The sequence below is a fragment of the Leptolyngbya sp. Heron Island J genome (assembly GCF_000482245.1).
GTDB lineage: Bacteria > Cyanobacteriota > Cyanobacteriia > Phormidesmidales > Phormidesmidaceae > Leptothoe.
On record NZ_AWNH01000115.1, the window covers coordinates 120,482 to 138,778 of the forward strand.

Annotated in this window: 14 protein-coding genes; 12 read left to right on the plus strand and 2 right to left on the minus strand. The window is 50.3% G+C overall.

Going from position 1 to position 18,297, the window contains the following annotated elements; all coding sequences use genetic code 11:
• Positions 1–87 precede the first annotated feature (87 nt).
• From lysS to N836_RS70945, 10 genes are all read left to right on the plus strand, one after another.
• Positions 88–1,608 carry a lysine--tRNA ligase gene (gene lysS, locus N836_RS70900; protein WP_023076799.1) on the plus strand — a complete coding sequence of 507 codons (1,521 nt, stop codon included), beginning with the start codon at positions 88–90 and terminating at the stop codon, positions 1,606–1,608.
• Positions 1,609–1,834: 226 nt separating this feature from the next.
• Positions 1,835–4,417, plus strand: a complete 2,583-nt coding sequence (locus tag N836_RS70905; protein WP_023076800.1) for a GAF domain-containing protein — start codon at positions 1,835–1,837, stop codon at positions 4,415–4,417.
• A 98-nt stretch (positions 4,418–4,515) separates the two neighbouring features.
• Entirely contained in the window at positions 4,516–5,244 is a 729-nt protein-coding gene (gene purC, locus N836_RS70910) for a phosphoribosylaminoimidazolesuccinocarboxamide synthase (protein WP_023076801.1), read from the plus strand.
• A 204-nt stretch (positions 5,245–5,448) separates the two neighbouring features.
• Positions 5,449–7,716 carry a BamA/TamA family outer membrane protein gene (locus N836_RS70915; protein WP_023076802.1) on the plus strand — a complete coding sequence of 756 codons (2,268 nt, stop codon included), beginning with the start codon at positions 5,449–5,451 and terminating at the stop codon, positions 7,714–7,716.
• Entirely contained in the window at positions 7,716–8,582 is an 867-nt protein-coding gene (gene lpxC / locus N836_RS70920) for a UDP-3-O-acyl-N-acetylglucosamine deacetylase (RefSeq protein WP_023076803.1), read from the plus strand. The genes N836_RS70915 and lpxC overlap by 1 nt, the downstream gene beginning before the upstream one ends.
• 37 nt (positions 8,583–8,619) lie before the next feature.
• The gene (gene fabZ / locus N836_RS70925; protein ID WP_023076804.1) at positions 8,620–9,123 is read left to right on the plus strand and encodes a 3-hydroxyacyl-ACP dehydratase FabZ; all 504 of its coding nucleotides are present in this window, start codon (positions 8,620–8,622) and stop codon (positions 9,121–9,123) included.
• A gap of 10 nt (positions 9,124–9,133) precedes the next feature.
• Entirely contained in the window at positions 9,134–9,958 is an 825-nt protein-coding gene (gene lpxA / locus N836_RS70930; RefSeq protein WP_023076805.1) for an acyl-ACP--UDP-N-acetylglucosamine O-acyltransferase, read from the plus strand.
• Between the two features lie 36 nt (positions 9,959–9,994).
• Positions 9,995–11,233 (plus strand): lipid-A-disaccharide synthase, encoded by a 1,239-nt coding sequence (lpxB, locus tag N836_RS70935; RefSeq protein WP_200867484.1) that lies wholly within the window; start codon positions 9,995–9,997, stop codon positions 11,231–11,233.
• A gap of 62 nt (positions 11,234–11,295) precedes the next feature.
• Positions 11,296–11,961 (plus strand): MotA/TolQ/ExbB proton channel family protein, encoded by a 666-nt coding sequence (locus N836_RS70940; protein WP_023076807.1) that lies wholly within the window; start codon positions 11,296–11,298, stop codon positions 11,959–11,961.
• Positions 11,962–12,109: 148 nt separating this feature from the next.
• Entirely contained in the window at positions 12,110–12,748 is a 639-nt protein-coding gene (locus N836_RS70945; RefSeq protein WP_023076808.1) for an ExbD/TolR family protein, read from the plus strand.
• A 48-nt stretch (positions 12,749–12,796) separates the two neighbouring features.
• Here N836_RS70945 and eno read toward each other — a convergent pair whose 3' ends face one another.
• The gene (gene eno, locus N836_RS70950) at positions 12,797–14,089 is read right to left on the minus strand and encodes a phosphopyruvate hydratase (protein WP_023076809.1); all 1,293 of its coding nucleotides are present in this window, start codon (positions 14,087–14,089) and stop codon (positions 12,797–12,799) included.
• A gap of 256 nt (positions 14,090–14,345) precedes the next feature.
• On the opposite strand from eno, the gene gloA reads away from it, so the two are divergent.
• Positions 14,346–14,774: a lactoylglutathione lyase gene (gene gloA / locus N836_RS70955; RefSeq protein ID WP_023076810.1), complete on the plus strand. Its 429-nt coding sequence runs from the start codon at positions 14,346–14,348 to the stop codon at positions 14,772–14,774.
• A 184-nt stretch (positions 14,775–14,958) separates the two neighbouring features.
• Entirely contained in the window at positions 14,959–17,595 is a 2,637-nt protein-coding gene (clpB, locus tag N836_RS70960; RefSeq protein ID WP_023076812.1) for an ATP-dependent chaperone ClpB, read from the plus strand.
• Between the two features lie 139 nt (positions 17,596–17,734).
• Here clpB and N836_RS70965 read toward each other — a convergent pair whose 3' ends face one another.
• A complete protein-coding gene (locus N836_RS70965) occupies positions 17,735–17,935 on the minus strand; it encodes a hypothetical protein (protein WP_023076813.1) in 201 nt (66 codons plus the stop codon).
• Between the last annotated feature and the right edge of the window lie 362 nt (positions 17,936–18,297).

The window sequence follows — 18,297 nt, forward strand, 5'->3', positions numbered from 1 at the left end:
AAGAGCCTATAGAAAAGCAGATGTTGCCCATTCCCCAGCGCCCCCATACAATTAACACCTGCACAACTACTACTGACCCGTGAACACATGGCCAGCTCCCAGCCCGACGATCAAAGTCCCCGCGAGATTCGCGCTGCCCGCTTACAAAAAGTAAGCGATTTGAAACAGCTGGGTCTTAATCCATATGCCTACACCTGGGATGTCACCCATCAAGCTGCGGCACTGCAGGAGAAATTTACTGATTTACCCAATGGCGAAGAGGCCGATTTTGAAGTCAGTATTGCCGGTCGGATTATGACACGGCGCGTGTTTGGTAAGCTTGCCTTTTTTACGATTCAGGACGAAACCGGCAATATTCAGCTCTTTCTGGATAAAAAGACAATCCAGGCGGCCATGGCGGCTACAGATGAGCAGGCATTTACTCACCTCAAACAGCTGACGGATGTGGGCGACTTTTTGGGGGTGAAGGGGATCATCAAACGCACTGATAAGGGTGAGCTCTCAGTCAAGGTCAGTACGTACGCTATTCTTACCAAGTCCTTGCTGCCCCTGCCCGATAAATGGCACGGTTTGACCGACGTGGCCAAGCGCTATCGTCAGCGCTACGTCGATCTGATTGTCAATCCTGAGGTCCGGGATACGTTTAGAAAACGGGCGTTGATTACGGCTGCGATTCGACGCTATTTGGACCAGCAAAACTTTATTGAAATTGAAACGCCGGTTTTGCAGACGGAGCCAGGCGGTGCGGATGCGCGCCCGTTTGTCACCTATCACAACACGTTAGACATGCAGCTCTATTTGCGAATTGCCACGGAGCTGCACTTAAAGCGGCTGATTGTCGGTGGCTTTGAGCGTGTTTTCGAAATGGGTCGAATTTTTCGCAATGAGGGTACTTCCACCCGTCATAACCCAGAATTCACCTCGATTGAGCTATACCAGGCCTACGCTGACTATAACGACATGATGGACATTACCGAGGCCCTGATTGTCAACGCTGCAGAAGAGGTGTTAGGGACTACGCAGATTACCTATCAGGGAGAGGCCATCGATCTGAGCACCCCCTGGAAACGCATCACCATGCACGATGCTGTTCAAGAAAAGACGGGGCTGAACTTTGCTGAGTTTACTGATTTAGCAGCGGCTAAAGATGCGGCTAAGCAGGCCGGTTTGCAGGGCATTGGTGAGTGTGCTAGTATTGGCCATCTTCTGAATGAAGCTTTTGAGCAAACCGTAGAGACCACCTTAATTCAGCCTACGTTTATCATTGATTACCCGGTAGAAATTTCCCCACTGGCTAAACCCCATCGCAGTAAGCCTGGTCTGGTGGAGCGATTTGAACTGTTTATCGTGGGTCGAGAAACAGCTAATAGTTTCTCAGAGCTGACAGACCCGATTGACCAACGCCAGCGTTTGGAAGCTCAGGCGGCTAAAAAAGCGGCAGGGGATCTGGAGGCTCACAGCCTGGATGAGGATTTTGTGACTGCTTTGGAATATGGCATGCCGCCTACTGGTGGTATGGGCATGGGGATCGACCGTCTGGTAATGCTTTTGACTGATTCACCCAGCATCCGAGATGTGATTGCATTTCCGTTGCTCAAGCCCGAATAAACCCCTGGAGGTAGGTGTTGTTTGACAGTGGACCTCGGGCAGAGTGATTAGTCAATCGGACTAAACTGATTACACTAGAGGGGTGGCTGTTGAGGGCAAACTGCTGTAGTCGCACTCATATGTAAGCATTCAGGAGGAGGCGAAACGCATTCTCTATCTGGCTGCACTGTAGCAGTGTGGCCATTCTGACTTAACTTATAATTTTGGCTAACCCGTATAAAAAACTATGGCTCAATCGTCTGCAGATAGTACGTTGGCCCGTTTGTCGCAGGGCACTATGCCTGGGCGTCTCAAGGCTCAGGTTCAGCATTTATCTAAACCCAGATTTATTGAGCTTCTGGAGTTGATCATTCAAGAGTTTGAGTATTTTCTCAAGGCGATCAACCTAATTAATAATCAATCGCTAGAGACGCTGCTAGAGGAGTTGCTGGAGGCGTTTACTCTTAAAATTGGTCAGATTCTCCAGGCCGACCGCACTACTATCTTCATCGTTGATGAGGAGAATCAAGAACTTTGGTCAAAAATTGCTCAGGGTGCGGGAGAAAAAGCGGTCGAGATCAGAATACCGATGAATAAAGGTATTGCTGGATATGTGGCTGAGACCAAAAAGACCCTGAATATTCCCAATGCTTACGATGATCCTCGATTTAATCGGGCGACTGATGAGGAAACGGGCTACCGTACTAAGAATATTTTGTGCATGCCCATTTTTAGCAACGATGTCAAGGTTGTTGCTGTCGTACAGCTGTTAAATAAAATTGGTGAGACTCGATTTACTCTCCAGGATGAAAAAGAGTTTGAATCCTTTGCCCGTTCTATTGGTGTATTGCTAGAGAGCTGTAACTCGTTTTATACGGCGGCCCGTACCCAGAAGGGATTAAATGCTCTACTCAATGCGATTTCATCCCTGGAGCAGAGTTTAGAACTAGAGGTGACGCTGCAGTCGGTGATGGCTGAGGCGCGTAAGCTGATGCAGGCAGACCGGAGCACTCTGTGGTTGATGGATGGTAATCAGCTGTGGTCTAAGGTGCAAAGTGCTGATGGCACTGAACTGGTAGAACTGCGTCAGTCTAATGACAAGGCCAGTATTGTGGGCTACGTGGCTTCCACTGGTGAGACCCTGAATATCCCTGATGCCTACAAGGATAGTCGGTTTGATAGCTCGGCAGATGATCGAACCGGCTATCGTACCCACAGCATTTTGTGTATGCCTGTGTTTAATTCCTCAGGCAAGATCATGGGGGTTACCCAGCTGATCAATAAGATGCAAGGCTCATTTACTCGTTCAGATGAGTCGTTTATGCGGGCGTTTAATACGCAGGCCGGTATTGCTCTGGAAAATGCTCAGCTGTATGAAAATGTGCTGCTAGAAAAGCAGTACCAAAAAGACATTCTCCAAAGCCTTTCGGATGCGGTGATTTCCACGGATATGGGTGGTCGGATTGTGACCATCAACGAGGCGGCACTGCGGCTGTTGGGCTGTCCGATGGATGTGCCGGTGGTCGGGGAGGAAGCCGTTCTAGATGAGTCCCAAAGGACCTGGGAAGAAAAACTGGTGGGTCGTGCTATTTGGGAAGTGGTGCCGATTGAGAATTTGCGATCGCGCCTGGCCGATAGTTTAGAGTTTGGCACTGAGCAATATGTTCCCGAGCAAACCCTGCAAGTAGCCACAGCCACAGTTGAGGACCAAAAAGCCTTACTCGTGCCCGTGGAGATTCGTCGCAAATCATCCACGTTTATGCCCCAAGACGATGTCAATACCAGCCAGACTTATTATCTTTGGGGACAAGTCGCCAATACGGTTCAACCACCACCGGATTTACATCCGTTAGAGCACAGCATTAATCTAACCGTGAATCCGCTGACTAATCCCGGTGGCGGTGTCCGAGGCGGTCTAGTCGTGCTCGAAGACATCAGCCAAGAAAAGCGGATGAAGACCACTTTGTATCGCTACATGACCCCCAGTGTGGCCGAGCAGGTGATGGCCCTTGGGGAAGATTCTCTGATGGTGGGCAAGCGTCGAGATGTCACGGTATTGTTCTCCGACATTCGCGGCTACACCACGCTGACCGAGAGGCTAGAGGCTTCCCAGGTGGTGTCAATGCTCAATGAATATTTTGAGACCATGGTGGAAGCGGTTTTTAACCATCAAGGCACTCTAGATAAATTTATTGGCGATGCCCTGATGGCTGTATTTGGTGCGCCGTTACCGCTCGAAAACCATGGCTGGTCAGCGGTGGAAGCGGCCTTAGATATGCGAGAACGGCTGATTCATTTCAATCGCTCGCGCCAGGCCAACCGTCAGCCCAAGATCAACATTGGGATCGGGTTGAGTTCTGGGGAGGTAGTTTCCGGCAACATTGGCTCTCGCCGCAAAATGGAATACACGGTGATTGGGGATGGTGTTAACCTCAGCTCCCGGTTAGAGGGGGTCACAAAGCAGTACGGCTGTGACATTGTCATGAGTGAGCATACCTATGAGCGCTGCCGTGATTTGGTCTGGGTTAGAGAGTTAGACCTGACGCGGGTAAAGGGTAAGACAAGACCCGTCAAAATTTATGAGCTGATCGGCAGTCGGCAAAATCATCAGTTAGATCCCAAAACTCAAGACTTTTTGGATCTCTATCATCAAGGTCGTAAGGCCTATACCTCTCAGAAGTTTACGCGGGCCTTGGAGATATTTACGCGGGCAAAAGTGATGCGTCCCCAGGATAAAGCTGTGGATGTACACATTGGTCGTATCCATTCCTATTTGGCGAATCCACCAGCGGCGGATTGGGATGGCGTCTATGTGATGACCACCAAATAATTGATTGAAATTTGTAGAGGCGTTCCATGGAACGCCTCTACAAATCCCCACCCTACCCACGCTAAAATAGGCGATGCAAATTTTCCCTGGGAGGCCCCATGGCTGAGCGACAGAAGCTCTATGAAGGTAAGGCAAAAATTCTCTATGCCACTGAGGACCCGGCGGTATTAATCACCTATTTCAAGGATGATGCTACGGCCTTTAATGCTCAGAAACGGGGGACGATTGCCAACAAGGGACGGATTAATAATGCAGTATCCACTCACCTGTTTAAGCTGCTAGAAGCCCAGGGGATTCCCACCCATTGGATCGATTCTCCCAATGAGCGGGAGATGTGGGTGAAGCCGGTGACGATTGTGCCACTGGAAGTGGTGGTACGAAATCTGGCGGCGGGTAGTTTGTGTCGGCAAACGGGTCTAAAGTTGGGGACACTGCTGCTGCCGCCTTTGGTGGAGTTTTATTATAAAAATGATGACCTGGGTGATCCGTTACTGACTCGCGATCGCATCCGAGCCATGGCCATTGCCAGCGATGACACCGTGACTCAGCTAGAGCAAATGGCCCGCAGCATCAACCAAATGCTCCAAGACTTCTTCAACAGCTGCAGCATTACCCTGGTGGATTTCAAGCTAGAATTTGGCACCCTGGCCGACGGTACTTTGGTGCTAGCTGACGAAATCAGCCCTGACACCTGTCGTCTATGGAATCAAAATGAAACCGATGAAGCTCGTCGAGTGATGGATAAAGACCGATTCCGTCAGGATTTAGGGAATGTGGAATCAGGCTATCAGCAGGTGTTGGATCGAATTCTGGCACACACAAAATGAGCACTGAGGGAAACGGTGCGGTAGAATTTTCCAGAAAATATTAAATTCCGTTCACATTTTTCTAGACGCGGCTTGTATGGTGCTAGAAAAATGCAGGTTTTGCTTGAGTATGAGCTATAGACCTCTAAGCCGGATTTAGTGTATGTCATTAACAGCGGTTCTAGCTGCTGTTTCCATGTGGTGTAAGGAGTACGTTTTCCGCCTATGCGCTTTTCGCCGACTCTATTGGCCTGTTGCACCGTTGCAACATTGTTTGGGTTGCCCGTACTCTCAGTAGATGCGGCTGACGTGGTGGAGTCTTCAACAACTGATGCTTGGACAGATGATGCCGTGTTGGCGGCTGGGCAGTCCAGCCAGCCAGTGCCTGAGACCGATACTTTAGAGACCGATACTTTAGAGACAGTCAGTGTTGAGGAATCAGTTGAGCTATCAGCAACCGATACTGAGCCAGCGCTCGATGACGACACACTGCTGGCTCAAGATACTACTACGGATACTGCCGAAGAGACCCCGCAGGAAGCCCTTGAGCGTCTTCTAGAGGGCATTGGCCAACCGTCTGAGCCGACGACACCGACTGAGCCAGTGGAAACGCCTGAACCAGCGCCGGAGACCCCCGCCTCTGAAAGTCCAGCTGACGATGATGAACCCGCTGACGATGAGGTGGTCGAGGAGGAACCGCAAGAAGTTCAGGTGCAGGTGGCAGAGCTTGAGGTGGTAACTCTAGATGGTAGTGTCCTTGATCCAGAATTAGAGGATATTGTTTACCAAGCCATCATGCTGCGCCCCGGTCGACCGGCCACCCGCAGTGAGCTACAAGAAGACATCAACAATGTTTTTGCTACCGGCTTTTTTGCTAATGTTCGCGCTCAACCCGAAGATACAGATCTAGGGGTGCGGGTGACGTTTTTAGTGCAGCCTAACCCCATTCTAACTGGCGTTACTATTCGCACTGATGGTGTATCAGAAAGCGTTCTGCCGGACGAAATCGTAGACGAAATTTTTAGCGATCAGTACGGAAAAATCCTCAATCTGATTGACTTCCAAGACGGTATTTTAGAGCTGAACGATTGGTACCGTGAACAAGGCTATGTATTGGCCCAGGTGACTGCCGCGCCTCAGGTTTCAGACGAGGGTGTTGCCACCTTGATCGTAGCCGAGGGGGTGATTGAGTCCATTGAAGTGCGCTACATCGACGAGGATGGCAATAGCGTTGATGAAGATGGAGAGCCCATTGACGGTAGAACCCGCCCCTTCATTGTCACGCGAGAATTTGAGACTCAGCCTGGGGATGTTTTTCAGCAGGAAAGAATTCAGCAAGACCTGCAGCGAGTCTTTGGCCTGGGCATTTTTGATGATGTCCGTCTTTCTCTGGACCCCGGCGAGGAAGATCCTCGTAAGGTTAAGGTTGTAGTCAACGTTGACGAGGGAAATACTGGCTCTGTGGGGGCTGCAGTTGGTTTTAACCTCAGTGGTGACGTGTTTGGTAGCGTCAGCTATCAGCAGGATAACCTGGGTGGGAACAACCAGACCCTGCGTACCGAGGTGCAGCTGAGCGAGCGGGAACTGCTGTTTGATGTGAGCTTCACTGATCCCTGGATTGCTGGCGATCCAAATCGGACATCCTACACAGTGAATGGCTTTAACCGTCGTTCGATTTCTCTTATCTTTGATGGCGGCGATACCGATATTGACTTGCCCAATGGTGATACTCCTCGGGTTAATCGCCTCGGAGGAGGGGTGACCTTTGGCCGACCCCTGGATAACGGCTGGAGTGGTTCGGCTGGTCTTGAGTATCAGCGAGTTTCAATTCGTGATAGTGATGGTGATCTCTCACCTGAAGATCAGCTAGGTAACGATTTGAGCTTTAGCGGTGATGGCCGAGACGATCTCCTGAGCATTCCGATCAATTTTGTCTGGGATCAGCGCAATGATTCGTTTGCGCCAACGAGCGGTAGTCTGTTGCGATTGGGGACAGAACAAACTATCCCTGTCGGTCAGGGGACAATTTTCTTTAATCGAGTACGGGCCAGCTACAGTCGTTATTTACCAGTGAATTTCCTCCGCTTTGGTGACGGGCCTCAAACCATCGCTCTAAATGTACAGGGGGGAACGGTCATTGGAGATTTACCTCCCTATGAGGCGTTCTCTCTTGGTGGTACTAACTCGGTACGTGGTTTTGATGAGGGAGATCTCGGTAGTGGTCGTTCCTTTGTGCAGGCCACCGCTGAATATCGCTTCCCGCTATTTACCTCATTCTTGGGTGGGGCGTTGTTTGTTGACTACGGAACTGATTTAGGCTCCGGTGATAATGTGCCAGGGGATCCGGCGATCATTCGTGATAAGCCCGGTGATGGTTTTGGTTATGGTGCCGGTATCCGGGTACAGACACCGTTAGGAGCCCTGCGTCTCGATTATGGCTTGGGTGATGGTGGCGATGGCCGCATTCACTTTGGCATCGGGGAACGATTCTGATGGATGACGAAGCAGACGTTCAACATACCCTGGCTGCCCCTGTCTCATGTACAGGGGTGGGGCTCCACCTGGGGCAGACAACGCAAGTCACTTTGCTCCCTGCGCCTATCAACAGTGGTCGCCATTTTGTTCGTACAGACTCGGGGCCTAATCTTATTCCAGCCAGTGTGGCAGCGGTGAGCCAGACTCGTCTTTCGACCCAGCTGGGTGTAGAAGAAGGGCCACAGGTGCGTACGGTGGAGCATTTGCTGGCGGCGCTGTGGGCCGCTGGTGTAGACAATGCTCGCATCGAGATCGATGGCCCAGAAGTCCCTTTGCTGGATGGCTCTTCCCGTGATTGGACTGGCCTGATCCAGTCGGTCGGCATAGCGGCGCAGTCTGCGCCACGTCGTCCCTGCATAGCGCTCAAGGAGCCAATCATTGTCAGGGATGGGGATGCCTATGTGATGGCGCTACCTGCCTCAGAGTTGCGGTTTAGCTATGGTATTGACTTTCCTATAGCGGCGATTGGTAATCAATGGCATAGCTGGTCTCCGGCCGCTGGAGACTTTGCCGAGGTGGTGGCACCGGCACGAACATTTGCGATGGCGCACCAAATTGACGGGTTGCGATCGCAAGGTTTAATCAAAGGTGGCAGTCTGGAAAATGCTTTAGTTTGCGATCAAGAGGGTTGGCTTAATCCCCCGCTGCGATTTGCAAATGAACCGGCACGTCATAAACTTTTAGACTTAGTAGGGGATCTCAGTTTATTAGGTGTTCTCCCTACGATGCATGTGACCGCTTATCGAGCCAGTCACAGTCTGCACGTGCAGTTAGCTCGTCAGTTAACTGCCCTTTGCGTTGCAGAAACATCGGCTTCCGCTTAGCCGAGAACACCTACGCCGTTGCTGTCATAAAACGTCTATGGCCACCGTTATTCAAGATAAAGCTCACACCAATCAGGAGTCTCAACCGGCCACCGCCGAGAGTTCTACCCCTATTACCTTTAATCTAGAGCAGATTCAGGCGTTGTTACCCCATCGCTATCCATTTGCCCTGGTTGATCGCATCATTGACTATGTTCCTGGTAAACAGGCAGTTGGTCTAAAAAATGTCACGTTCAATGAACCCCACTTTCAAGGACACTTTCCGGGGCGTCCCATCATGCCAGGGGTGTTGATTGTTGAAGCCATGGCCCAGGTGGGTGGCATTGTGCTGACCCAAATGCCTGGTGTTAATGGGCTATGTATGTTTGCTGGTATCGACAAAGTACGATTTCGTCGACCAGTTGTGCCAGGCGACCAGCTGGTTATCACAACAGAGTTGCTCAGCGTACGCGGGCTAAAATTCGGCAAAATGCAAGCCAAGGCTGAAGTTGATGATCAATTGGTGTGTGAAGGCACCCTGATGTTTTCTGTGGTTGAGTAAAACGTAACCAATGCTTCCCACTGCTCTGATTCATCCCACAGCGGTCATTCATCCGAGGGCCCATGTCCACCCCAGTGTGAAAGTGGGACCCTATGCTGTGATTGGGGAAAAGGTCAGCGTTGGTAAAGACACCGAAATTGGTCCCCACGTGGTGTTAGATGGTCACACTGAAATTGGCCAGCGCAATCGTATCTTTGCCGGAGCCGCCATTGGTCTAGAGCCCCAAGATCTCAAATATGATGGTTCCGAAAGCTTGCTATCCATCGGCGATGACAACAACATTCGGGAATATGTCACCATTAATCGACCTACTCGATTTGGTGAGATTACCCGTTTAGGGAATGGCAATCTCCTGATGGCCTATGCTCACGTCGCTCATAACTGTGTTATTCAAGATAGCGTTATCATTGCGAACTCAGTTGCCTTAGCCGGTCATGTCCATATTGAGTCCAACGTCCGCATCAGTGGTTTGGTTGGCATTCATCAGTTTGTTCATATCGGTCGCCATGCCATGGTCGGTGGCATGAGTCGAATTGAGCGCGATGTTCCTCCTTACATGATGGTGGAGGGAAATCCATCACGGGTACGGGGTCTCAACCAGGTGGGCTTAAAACGCTCCGGTATTGGTGATTTAGAAGCGGGTCGTGTATACGATGGTTTGAAGCAGGCTTATCGCTTGCTCTATCGTTCAGGACTCACATTTAGCGAGGCTCTCAATAAGTTAGACTCTGTTGCCAATAACGAATATGTGCAACACCTCCATCGATTTTTGGTAGCTTCCCAAAAAGAAGGTCGACGGGGTGTGATTCCAGGGCGGCATATTTCTCGGTCTTAGTGCTCAGTTTTTCTAGCTCTAGAGGCCGTTTTTACTATGCAGTGTAACGATATCAGTACTCACAATTTGCCTAAACGCCCCTTGCGGATATTTGTTCATACTGGAGAAGTCTCTGGTGATATGCAGGGTAGTCTGCTGGTGGCAGCTTTAGAGCGGCAAGGGGCGCAGCAGAAAATTGCGGTTGAAATTAGTGCCATGGGGGGGAGTCGCATGGCGGCGGCTGGGGCTAAGCTGATTGGCGATACAGTGTCGATCAGTTCCATTGGTTTCTTTGAGGCACTACCCCATGTCAGGAAGGCTCTCAAGCTCAATCGACAAGCCAGGCAACATCTAAAAGCTGCACCTCCCGATGTGGTCGTCCTGATTGACTACATGGGGCCTAACGTGGCCATTGGTAACTTTATCCGTCGCCAGTTTCCAAAGGTGCCCATTGCATACTACATTGCGCCCCACCTTTGGGTTTGGGCGACGATTCCAGGCGATACGGCTAAAGTACTCTCGATTGCTGATCGCATCCTGGCAATTTTTCCAGAGGAAGCTCGCTATTACCAATCTAAGGGGGGACAGGTTTCCTGGGTGGGGCATCCTCTGTTGGATCGATTTGCTGACTATCGGCCAGAGTTGGCTAAACGAGAGGCGCGGCAGCGGCTGGGGTTGGCCCCAAGCGATCGCGTTATCACCCTACTGCCGGCCTCTCGCCAGCAAGAGCTGACCTATGTCTTGCCAATTATGTTTACGGCGGCCCAACAGCTCCAGACCCAGATACCTGAGCTTAAGTTTTTGGTGCCCTTAGCCCGTGAAGCTTTTCGCGAAACCATAGAAACAGCGTTCAAACAATATGGTTTAACCGGGCAGGCGGTGGCTAAGGATGAGCAGATGTTGGCGATTTCAGCAGCGGATCTGGCCATTGCTAAATCCGGAACTACCAATCTAGAAATCGCTCTGATGGAAGTGCCTCAGGTGGTCATGTACCGACTCAATCGGTTAACGGCCTGGGTTGCTGAGTTTGTGCTGAAATTTTCAGCCCCCTACGTTTCGCCAGTAAATCTGGTTAATATGGAGCCGATTGTGCCGGAGTTTGTGCAGTGGGAGGCCACTCCTGAGGCCATTAGCCAAATGGCCCTAAATCTGCTGAACAATCCGGATCAGCGGCAAAAAATGGTGGAGGGCTACAGAGCGATGCGAGGGCATTTAGGCTCTGTGGGTGTTTGCGATCGCGCCGCTAATGAAATTCTAGAGTTGGCCATCAGCAACGCCGTTTGTGCGGAAAGATAGTGGCCGATCTAGGACCCGAGCAGGGTAACATGCGTCTGAGAAAGCGTACGGGAGAATAACGAGTGAACATTACTGAATTATTTGCCAGAGGTGGGGTGGCCATGTGGCCCCTGCTAGTTTTATCAGTAATTGCCCTCGGCACAATTATTGAGCGGATTTGGTTTTGGTCTCGCATCATTACCCGTGAGCGTGAGGTGGCAGGTCGCGTCCTAGAAGCTGCCCGACGTGAATGGACCGCCGCCACCGACATTGCCCAGCGAGCCCACCGTTTACCCATGGGGCGTTTTCTCTATGCTGCCCTCAAGCTCAAAGACCAAGAACCTGAAGTTTTTCGACTGGCTCTAGAGACCGCCGCCAACGAAGAACTTGCCGCCATGCGTCGAGGTGACAAGGTGTTAGAACTCGTGATAGCCGTGTCACCGATGTTAGGGCTGTTGGGAACTGTCCTGGGTCTGATGAGTTCCCTGGGTTCCCTTGATCTCAACGATTTAGCCATTGGTAGCGCCACCAGTGGTGCCGCCGCTGGTATTGGACAGTCCCTGATTACCACGGCGACTGGCTTGATTATCGCCATTGTTAGCCTGATGTTTTATCGTCTCTTCCAGGGCTTGGTCTTTGGTCAAGCTAAAGTTTTTCGTCAGTCCGGCAGTGAGCTAGAGCTACTCTACCGCCAAGCTTGGTCCCTAACCGATGGTAAACCTAGCCAGCTCGGTGCTTCTGTCAACTAATTTCTAAGGGAGTTCTGAATGACCGGTTGTTTTAAGTTAATGGCTGCTTAACGGCGACAAGGAACTCCAAACTTAAAACTCTCCCTTCTCCTGTTTCTCTAAACGATCTACGACCTCCATCCTCTGATCCCCCACCCTCAGTATCGTCATGAAGTTAGACCTAGACGAGCAACAAAACGGCATTGTCATCGAACTGCTACCTCTGGTCGATGTCGTTTTTTGTATTCTCACCTTCTTTATTCTGGCGGCAGTCGGTAGTCGGCAGCAGGCGATCAGTTTAGATTTGCCCAATGCTAGTACAGGGTCGGCATTGCCCCCAGCGGCACTGACTACTGGTCGCGATCGCCTTTACATCAGCGTTGATCCCATTGGTCGCATTTATCTAGACCAAGATCCCATTCTGGAGCAAAACCTATTGGGTCTGGTCGGCGACTTTTATACCGGTAATCCCAATGGCATTGTGGTGCTGTATGCGGCTAAGGATGCTCGCTATGACGATGTTGTCAGAGTGCTGGATATCTTACGATCCGTAGGCGGTAATCGGGTTGCCCTGGCGACGTTACCGGCAGGCACCCAGGCACCCACCTCACAGGATGCCGTACCGGGTGAGCTTCCCGCTGATATTCAAGATCTGCTCAACAACTCTGGCTCGGGTTTGCCAGGGGGGGACTTACCACAACTGAACGATCCGTTGAATCCATCGACAACGACTCCTATTCCAACGACACCGAATAACCCAGACACTCAGGCTTCGCCCTCGCCAACATCATCCACCGACGACAATTAATCTAATCGGGGCACTCCTGGCGGGTGCCCCTGGTGTTAGGTGATTGCCCTATCCCTGACCAGGCCCCATGCCAATGGTACCGGCATAAATCGCCTGACCCGCCAATTCGTCTTCAATGCGCAACAGGCGATTATATTTTGCAACCCGCTCGCTGCGACATAGAGAACCGGTTTTGATCTGACCGGCTCGGGTAGCTACGGCCAAATCAGCAATGGTTGTATCCTCAGTTTCTCCAGAACGGTGGCTAATGACCGAAGTGAGTTTATTCCGTGTCGCCAAGTCAATGGCTTCCAGGGTTTCTGTGAGAGAACCAATCTGATTGAGCTTGATCAAAATGGAATTTGCCGCGCCTTGATCAATTCCCTTTCGTAGACGAGTGGGATTGGTGACAAACAAATCATCGCCAACGAGCTGTACGCGGCTGCCGATTTTGTTAGTCAATGCTTTCCAGCTATCCCAATCTTCTTCGTGGAGACCATCCTCAATGGAAACAATGGGATATTGACTTGCTAACTTATCGAGATAGTCGATGGTCTCTGCTGGAGAGTGGGCTGTGCCATCGAAGATATACTTGCCATCCTGATAAAATTCACTAGCTGCGACATCTAACGCCAGAGAGATTTGCTCACCGGGTTTGTAGCCTGCCGATTCAATGGCTGCGATCAAAATCTCTAATGCTTCTTGGTTTGATCCTAAATTGGGGGCAAAGCCGCCTTCATCGCCGACACCGCCAAGCAAACCTTTCTGCGCTAAGACTTTACTCAAGCTGGCAAAGACTTCTGCCCCCCAACGCAGCGCTTCTTTAAAGCTGCTAGCACCGCTGGGGACAATCATAAATTCCTGAATGTCCACGTTGTTATTGGCGTGGGCACCGCCGTTAATCACATTCATTAGAGGGACCGGCAGGACGTTGGCCAATGGCCCACCTAGGTAGCGATAGAGAGGCAATCCCAAGGCTTGGGCTGCGGCTTTTGCATTCGCTAACGATACTGCCAGAATGGCATTAGCCCCTAAGTTGGATTTGTTTTCAGACCCATCTAGCGCGATCATGGTGCTATCGATCACCATTTGATCAAGGGCATCTAACCCCATCAGTTCGCGAGCAATGGTTTCATGGACATTGTTGACAGCTTTGAGTACTCCCTTGCCACCGTAGCGTTCATCACCATCTCTAAGTTCATGGGCCTCAAAGGTACCTGTTGATGCCCCGCTGGGCACCTGGGCTAGACCTACGGCACCCACAGATAAATAAACTTCGGCTTCAATGGTAGGTCGACCTCGGGAGTCCAAAATTTCGCGGGCACGAATCTCGTCAATAGTGGTTTCGAGTAGGTCAATCATCAATCTACGTTTCCTTGTGGATTAACTAAGAGTAAACAACGGGGCTGTGTCGGACTCACTGGTCGCTATGGCAATTGTTTTGCATAGCGATCGCACGATAACCCAGCATACGGTGCTATCTTGCATCAACGATAGGGTTACAAAGTAAAAATGTAAGGAAAAGCACATCAATGGGCCAAATACCCACGTCTAGGCCATCATAGAGACTGGACCAACGCTAGGATGATTACCAGCAGAGCTTAAGGAAGAAAAAACAATGCGTTTACTGCACACCATGTTGCGGGTTGGCAATCTAGAAAAATCCCTCCAGTTTTATTGCGACGTTCTAGGTATGACCCTGCTACGTCAAAAAGATTATCCCGGAGGTAAGTTTACCCTAGCGTTTGTGGGTTACGGCGATGAAAGCGATCACACGGTGCTAGAGCTAACCTATAACTGGGGTGTTGATGCCTATGACCTGGGCGCAGGCTATGGCCATATTGCCATTGGAGTAGATGACATTTACCAGACCTGCGAAGCAATCAAAGCACGGGGTGGTAAAGTTGTGCGAGAACCAGGGCCCATGAAGCATGGGTCTACAGTAATTGCATTTGTCAGCGATCCCGACGGTTACAAAGTGGAGTTAATTCAGCTAAAAAATCAGACCAACGCTGATGAAACTCCAGCGGCAACAGCTAAGGTTTAAGGTCGTAGGGGAGTGGAGTAACCCGATCGTTAGCCGGAACCGATGATGGTTCGCCTCACCCAGCATCCCAGGGTCTTTAAGCTACCATTTCCCATTGCAGCGAACCCCCTACTCCCTAGCGAACTCCCCACTCCCCCAATTGATATACTGATTAATCGTTCTCTGCCAGACCCACTCAGACCCCATGCAGCCATCTAATCCCGATAAGTTTACCGCCAAGGCATGGGATGCCATTGTTGAAGCTCAGGACGTAGCCCGGCGTTTTCGCCAGCAGTACCTTGAAGTTGAGCACGTGATGGTGGCACTGATTGAGCAGCAAGGGCTGGCAGATACGATTTTAACCAAGGCCAATCTAGACCCAGAGCTGCTGTTGCAGGAATTAGAAACCTTTGCGCAGCGTCAGTCGCGGTCAAGGGCTTCGGCGGATAGCAGTTTGTACTTGGGGCAAAGCCTGGACCGCATGCTTGATCAGTCCGAGGCGGCTCGCCAGTTGCTACAGGATGACATTATTTCTGTTGAGCATTTACTCCTTGGGTTTGCCGAAGACGAACGCATTGGTCGACGATTGCTGCGTGGGTTTGAATTGGATGTTTCCCATGTGAGAGCAGCCATTAATCAGGTGCGTGGTAAGCAAAAAGCTACGGGGCAAAATCCAGAGGAATCCTACGAAGCACTTGAAAAATACGGTCGCGACCTCACTGAAGAGGCCAAGCACGGTAAGCTCGACCCGGTGATTGGCCGGGATGAAGAAATTCGCCGGATGATTCAGGTAGTGTCACGACGCACCAAAAATAATCCTGTTCTGATCGGTGAACCAGGTGTTGGTAAAACAGCGATCGCAGAAGGTTTAGCCCAGCGGATCGTCAATGGCGATGTACCTGAATCCCTGAAGGAACGCCAGCTGATTTCTCTAGATATCGGTAGCCTGATTGCTGGCGCTAAATATCGGGGTGAATTTGAAGAACGGCTGCGTTCAGTCCTGAAGGAAGTGGCTGAATCAGACGGTCAAGTGGTGCTGTTTATTGATGAGCTGCATACTGTTGTCGGTGCTGGCGGTGGCAATAGCAATGTTGATGCCGGTAATCTCCTCAAGCCGATTTTGGCCCGAGGGGAGCTGCGGTGTATTGGTGCCACCACATTGGATGAGTATCGTAAGCACATTGAGAAGGATGCTGCCTTAGAGCGTCGTTTTCAGCAGGTTTATATTGGTCAGCCCAGCGTTGAAGATGCGATTTCGATTTTGCGGGGCTTGAAAGAACGCTATGAAGCGCATCACGGTGTCAAAATTGTTGACTCAGCACTGGTAGCGGCAGCGACGCTATCGGAACGCTACATTAGCGATCGCTTTTTACCTGATAAAGCCATCGACCTGATTGACGAGGCCGCCGCTAAGCTCAAAATGGAGATTACTTCCAAGCCGGTAGAGCTAGAAACTATCGATCGGCGACTACGTCAGCTAGAAATGGAAAAACTCTCTTTACAAGGAGAAGAATCCACATCTCGCACCTCAAAACAGCGACTGTCAAGGATCAGTAAAGAGATTGAAAAACTCTCGGTAAAACAACAGAAATTTACAGCCCAGTGGCAATCCGAGAAACAGGCTTTAGATGCAATTAAAGCCCTGAAACAAGAAGAGGATCAGCTGCGGGTTCAGGTAGAACAGGCGGAACGAGCTTATGACCTCAACCGGGCGGCTCAGATCAAATATGGCCGTTTAGAAGCTGTTCAACAAGAGCTAGAAATCTTAGATGGGCAGCTGCAAGAGATGCAGAATAAAGGCTCTACCCTGTTGCGAGAACAGGTGAGTGAAGCCGATATTGCTGAGATTGTAGCTAACTGGACCGGGATCCCCGTAAATCGGCTGATGGAGACTGAGCGACAAAAGTTGCTGCAGTTAGAGGGGTATTTACATCAGCGCGTAGTCGGTCAAAGTGAAGCCGTAACGGCTGTAGCGGCTGCGATTCGCCGAGCAAGGGCGGGCATGAAAGACCCCGGGAGACCGATTGGCTCATTCTTGTTTATGGGGCCAACTGGTGTCGGTAAAACAGAATTGGCGCGGGCTTTGGCTGACTGTTTGTTTGACACCGAAGAAGCGCTGGTGCGGGTGGACATGTCGGAATACATGGAGAAGCATTCTGTCGCTCGCCTAATTGGTGCACCTCCTGGCTATGTCGGTTATGAAGAAGGGGGGCAGCTGTCTGAGGCAGTGCGCCGTCATCCCTATTCTGTGGTGCTGCTAGATGAGGTGGAGAAAGCTCACCCAGATGTATTTAATATTTTGTTGCAGGTGCTAGATGATGGCCGCATCACTGACTCCCAAGGGCGCACGGTGGACTTCCGCAATACGGTGATTGTGATGACCAGCAACATTGGCAGCGATCACATTCTCGATGTAGCCGGTGATGAATCACAGTTTACTGAAATGCAGGAGCGGGTTCTAGGAGCTTTACGCGGGCATTTTCGCCCAGAGTTTCTCAATCGGGTGGATGATTTAATTATCTTCCATCCCCTGAGTAAGGATGAACTGCGTTCTATCGTGTCGATTCAGCTGAAGCGTTTGTATAAGCTGCTGGCGGATCAAAAAATTGCTCTCCACATTTCAGAGTCAGCCATTGATTATGTTGCAGATAAAGGGTATGACCCTGTCTACGGAGCTCGCCCTCTAAAGCGGGCCATTCAAAGAGAATTAGAAAATCCGATTGCAACCAAGATTTTAGAAAATACCTTTGTGGAAGGTAGCCAAGTTGTCATTGACTACATTGAAGATCGTCTCAAATTTCAGGTCAAAAAAGCGGATGCCACAGACGATAAGGCTGCTTAGGCCAAAATTACCCTGACTCAACAAAGCCCTAGTATCTGTAAGACGCCAGGGCTTTGCAATTATTGAAGATTGGTAGAACCATTGATCGAGTGGTAAATGCAGCGCTTTGAACGATCCTTGATTTTGATTGAGTGTTGATTTAAGAGGTACGAGCGCCTTCAACCACACACACATCGATGGCACCCTCTAGCCCTGGCTGTGCTTGACTTAAACGTTCCAACATAGTCAGAACAAATCCCTGGGGAGGCAAGTAGTTTGGACGCTTAGCTTTCATAGTCATCGCTTTGGTAATGGCTTCTTCAATGCTGCCGCCTTGCAAGATCGTGTCGATTATCCACATGTAAATGTAATCTAGGGAACATATTCACATAATCTTTGTGAAAGAAGTAAAAAACATCAGCCAATTTAACTAGATTCTTATCCGGAAATTTAAACTAAATGTTTACTCATGTGTTTAATGTCAGGCCCTACGGACATTACAGCCCAGATTGGCTAAGCAGCCAATTTGAGAACTACAGAAAGATCTTAGATTTTCCGGCTGTAATCAGTCGTTTGCCAGGGATGGAAATGATATTTGAGTCAGGAAAAGAATGTGCCACTTATTTAAGTTGATATCGGGTGGCTTAATCAGCGAGATCGCAATGCTATGCACTATACCCGGTGCTGCAAATGACAGTCTGATCAAGGACGTGCCGGGATTTT

Excerpts from the sequence above, each read along its gene's own strand:
- lysS (WP_023076799.1), top strand. The coding sequence starts at position 88 with ATGGCCAGCTCCCAGCCCGACGATCAAAGTCCCCGCGAGATTCGCGCT.
- lpxA (WP_023076805.1), top strand. The coding sequence starts at position 9,134 with ATGCTTCCCACTGCTCTGATTCATCCCACAGCGGTCATTCATCCGAGG.
- purC (WP_023076801.1), top strand. The coding sequence starts at position 4,516 with ATGGCTGAGCGACAGAAGCTCTATGAAGGTAAGGCAAAAATTCTCTAT.
- lpxB (WP_200867484.1), top strand. The coding sequence starts at position 9,995 with ATGCAGTGTAACGATATCAGTACTCACAATTTGCCTAAACGCCCCTTG.
- clpB (WP_023076812.1), top strand. The coding sequence starts at position 14,959 with ATGCAGCCATCTAATCCCGATAAGTTTACCGCCAAGGCATGGGATGCC.
- N836_RS70905 (WP_023076800.1), top strand. The coding sequence starts at position 1,835 with ATGGCTCAATCGTCTGCAGATAGTACGTTGGCCCGTTTGTCGCAGGGC.
- fabZ (WP_023076804.1), top strand. The coding sequence starts at position 8,620 with ATGGCCACCGTTATTCAAGATAAAGCTCACACCAATCAGGAGTCTCAA.
- N836_RS70965 (WP_023076813.1), bottom strand. The coding sequence starts at position 17,935 with ATGTGGATAATCGACACGATCTTGCAAGGCGGCAGCATTGAAGAAGCC.
- gloA (WP_023076810.1), top strand. The coding sequence starts at position 14,346 with ATGCGTTTACTGCACACCATGTTGCGGGTTGGCAATCTAGAAAAATCC.
- lpxC (WP_023076803.1), top strand. The coding sequence starts at position 7,716 with ATGGATGACGAAGCAGACGTTCAACATACCCTGGCTGCCCCTGTCTCA.
- N836_RS70945 (WP_023076808.1), top strand. The coding sequence starts at position 12,110 with ATGAAGTTAGACCTAGACGAGCAACAAAACGGCATTGTCATCGAACTG.
- eno (WP_023076809.1), bottom strand. The coding sequence starts at position 14,089 with ATGATTGACCTACTCGAAACCACTATTGACGAGATTCGTGCCCGCGAA.
- N836_RS70915 (WP_023076802.1), top strand. The coding sequence starts at position 5,449 with ATGCGCTTTTCGCCGACTCTATTGGCCTGTTGCACCGTTGCAACATTG.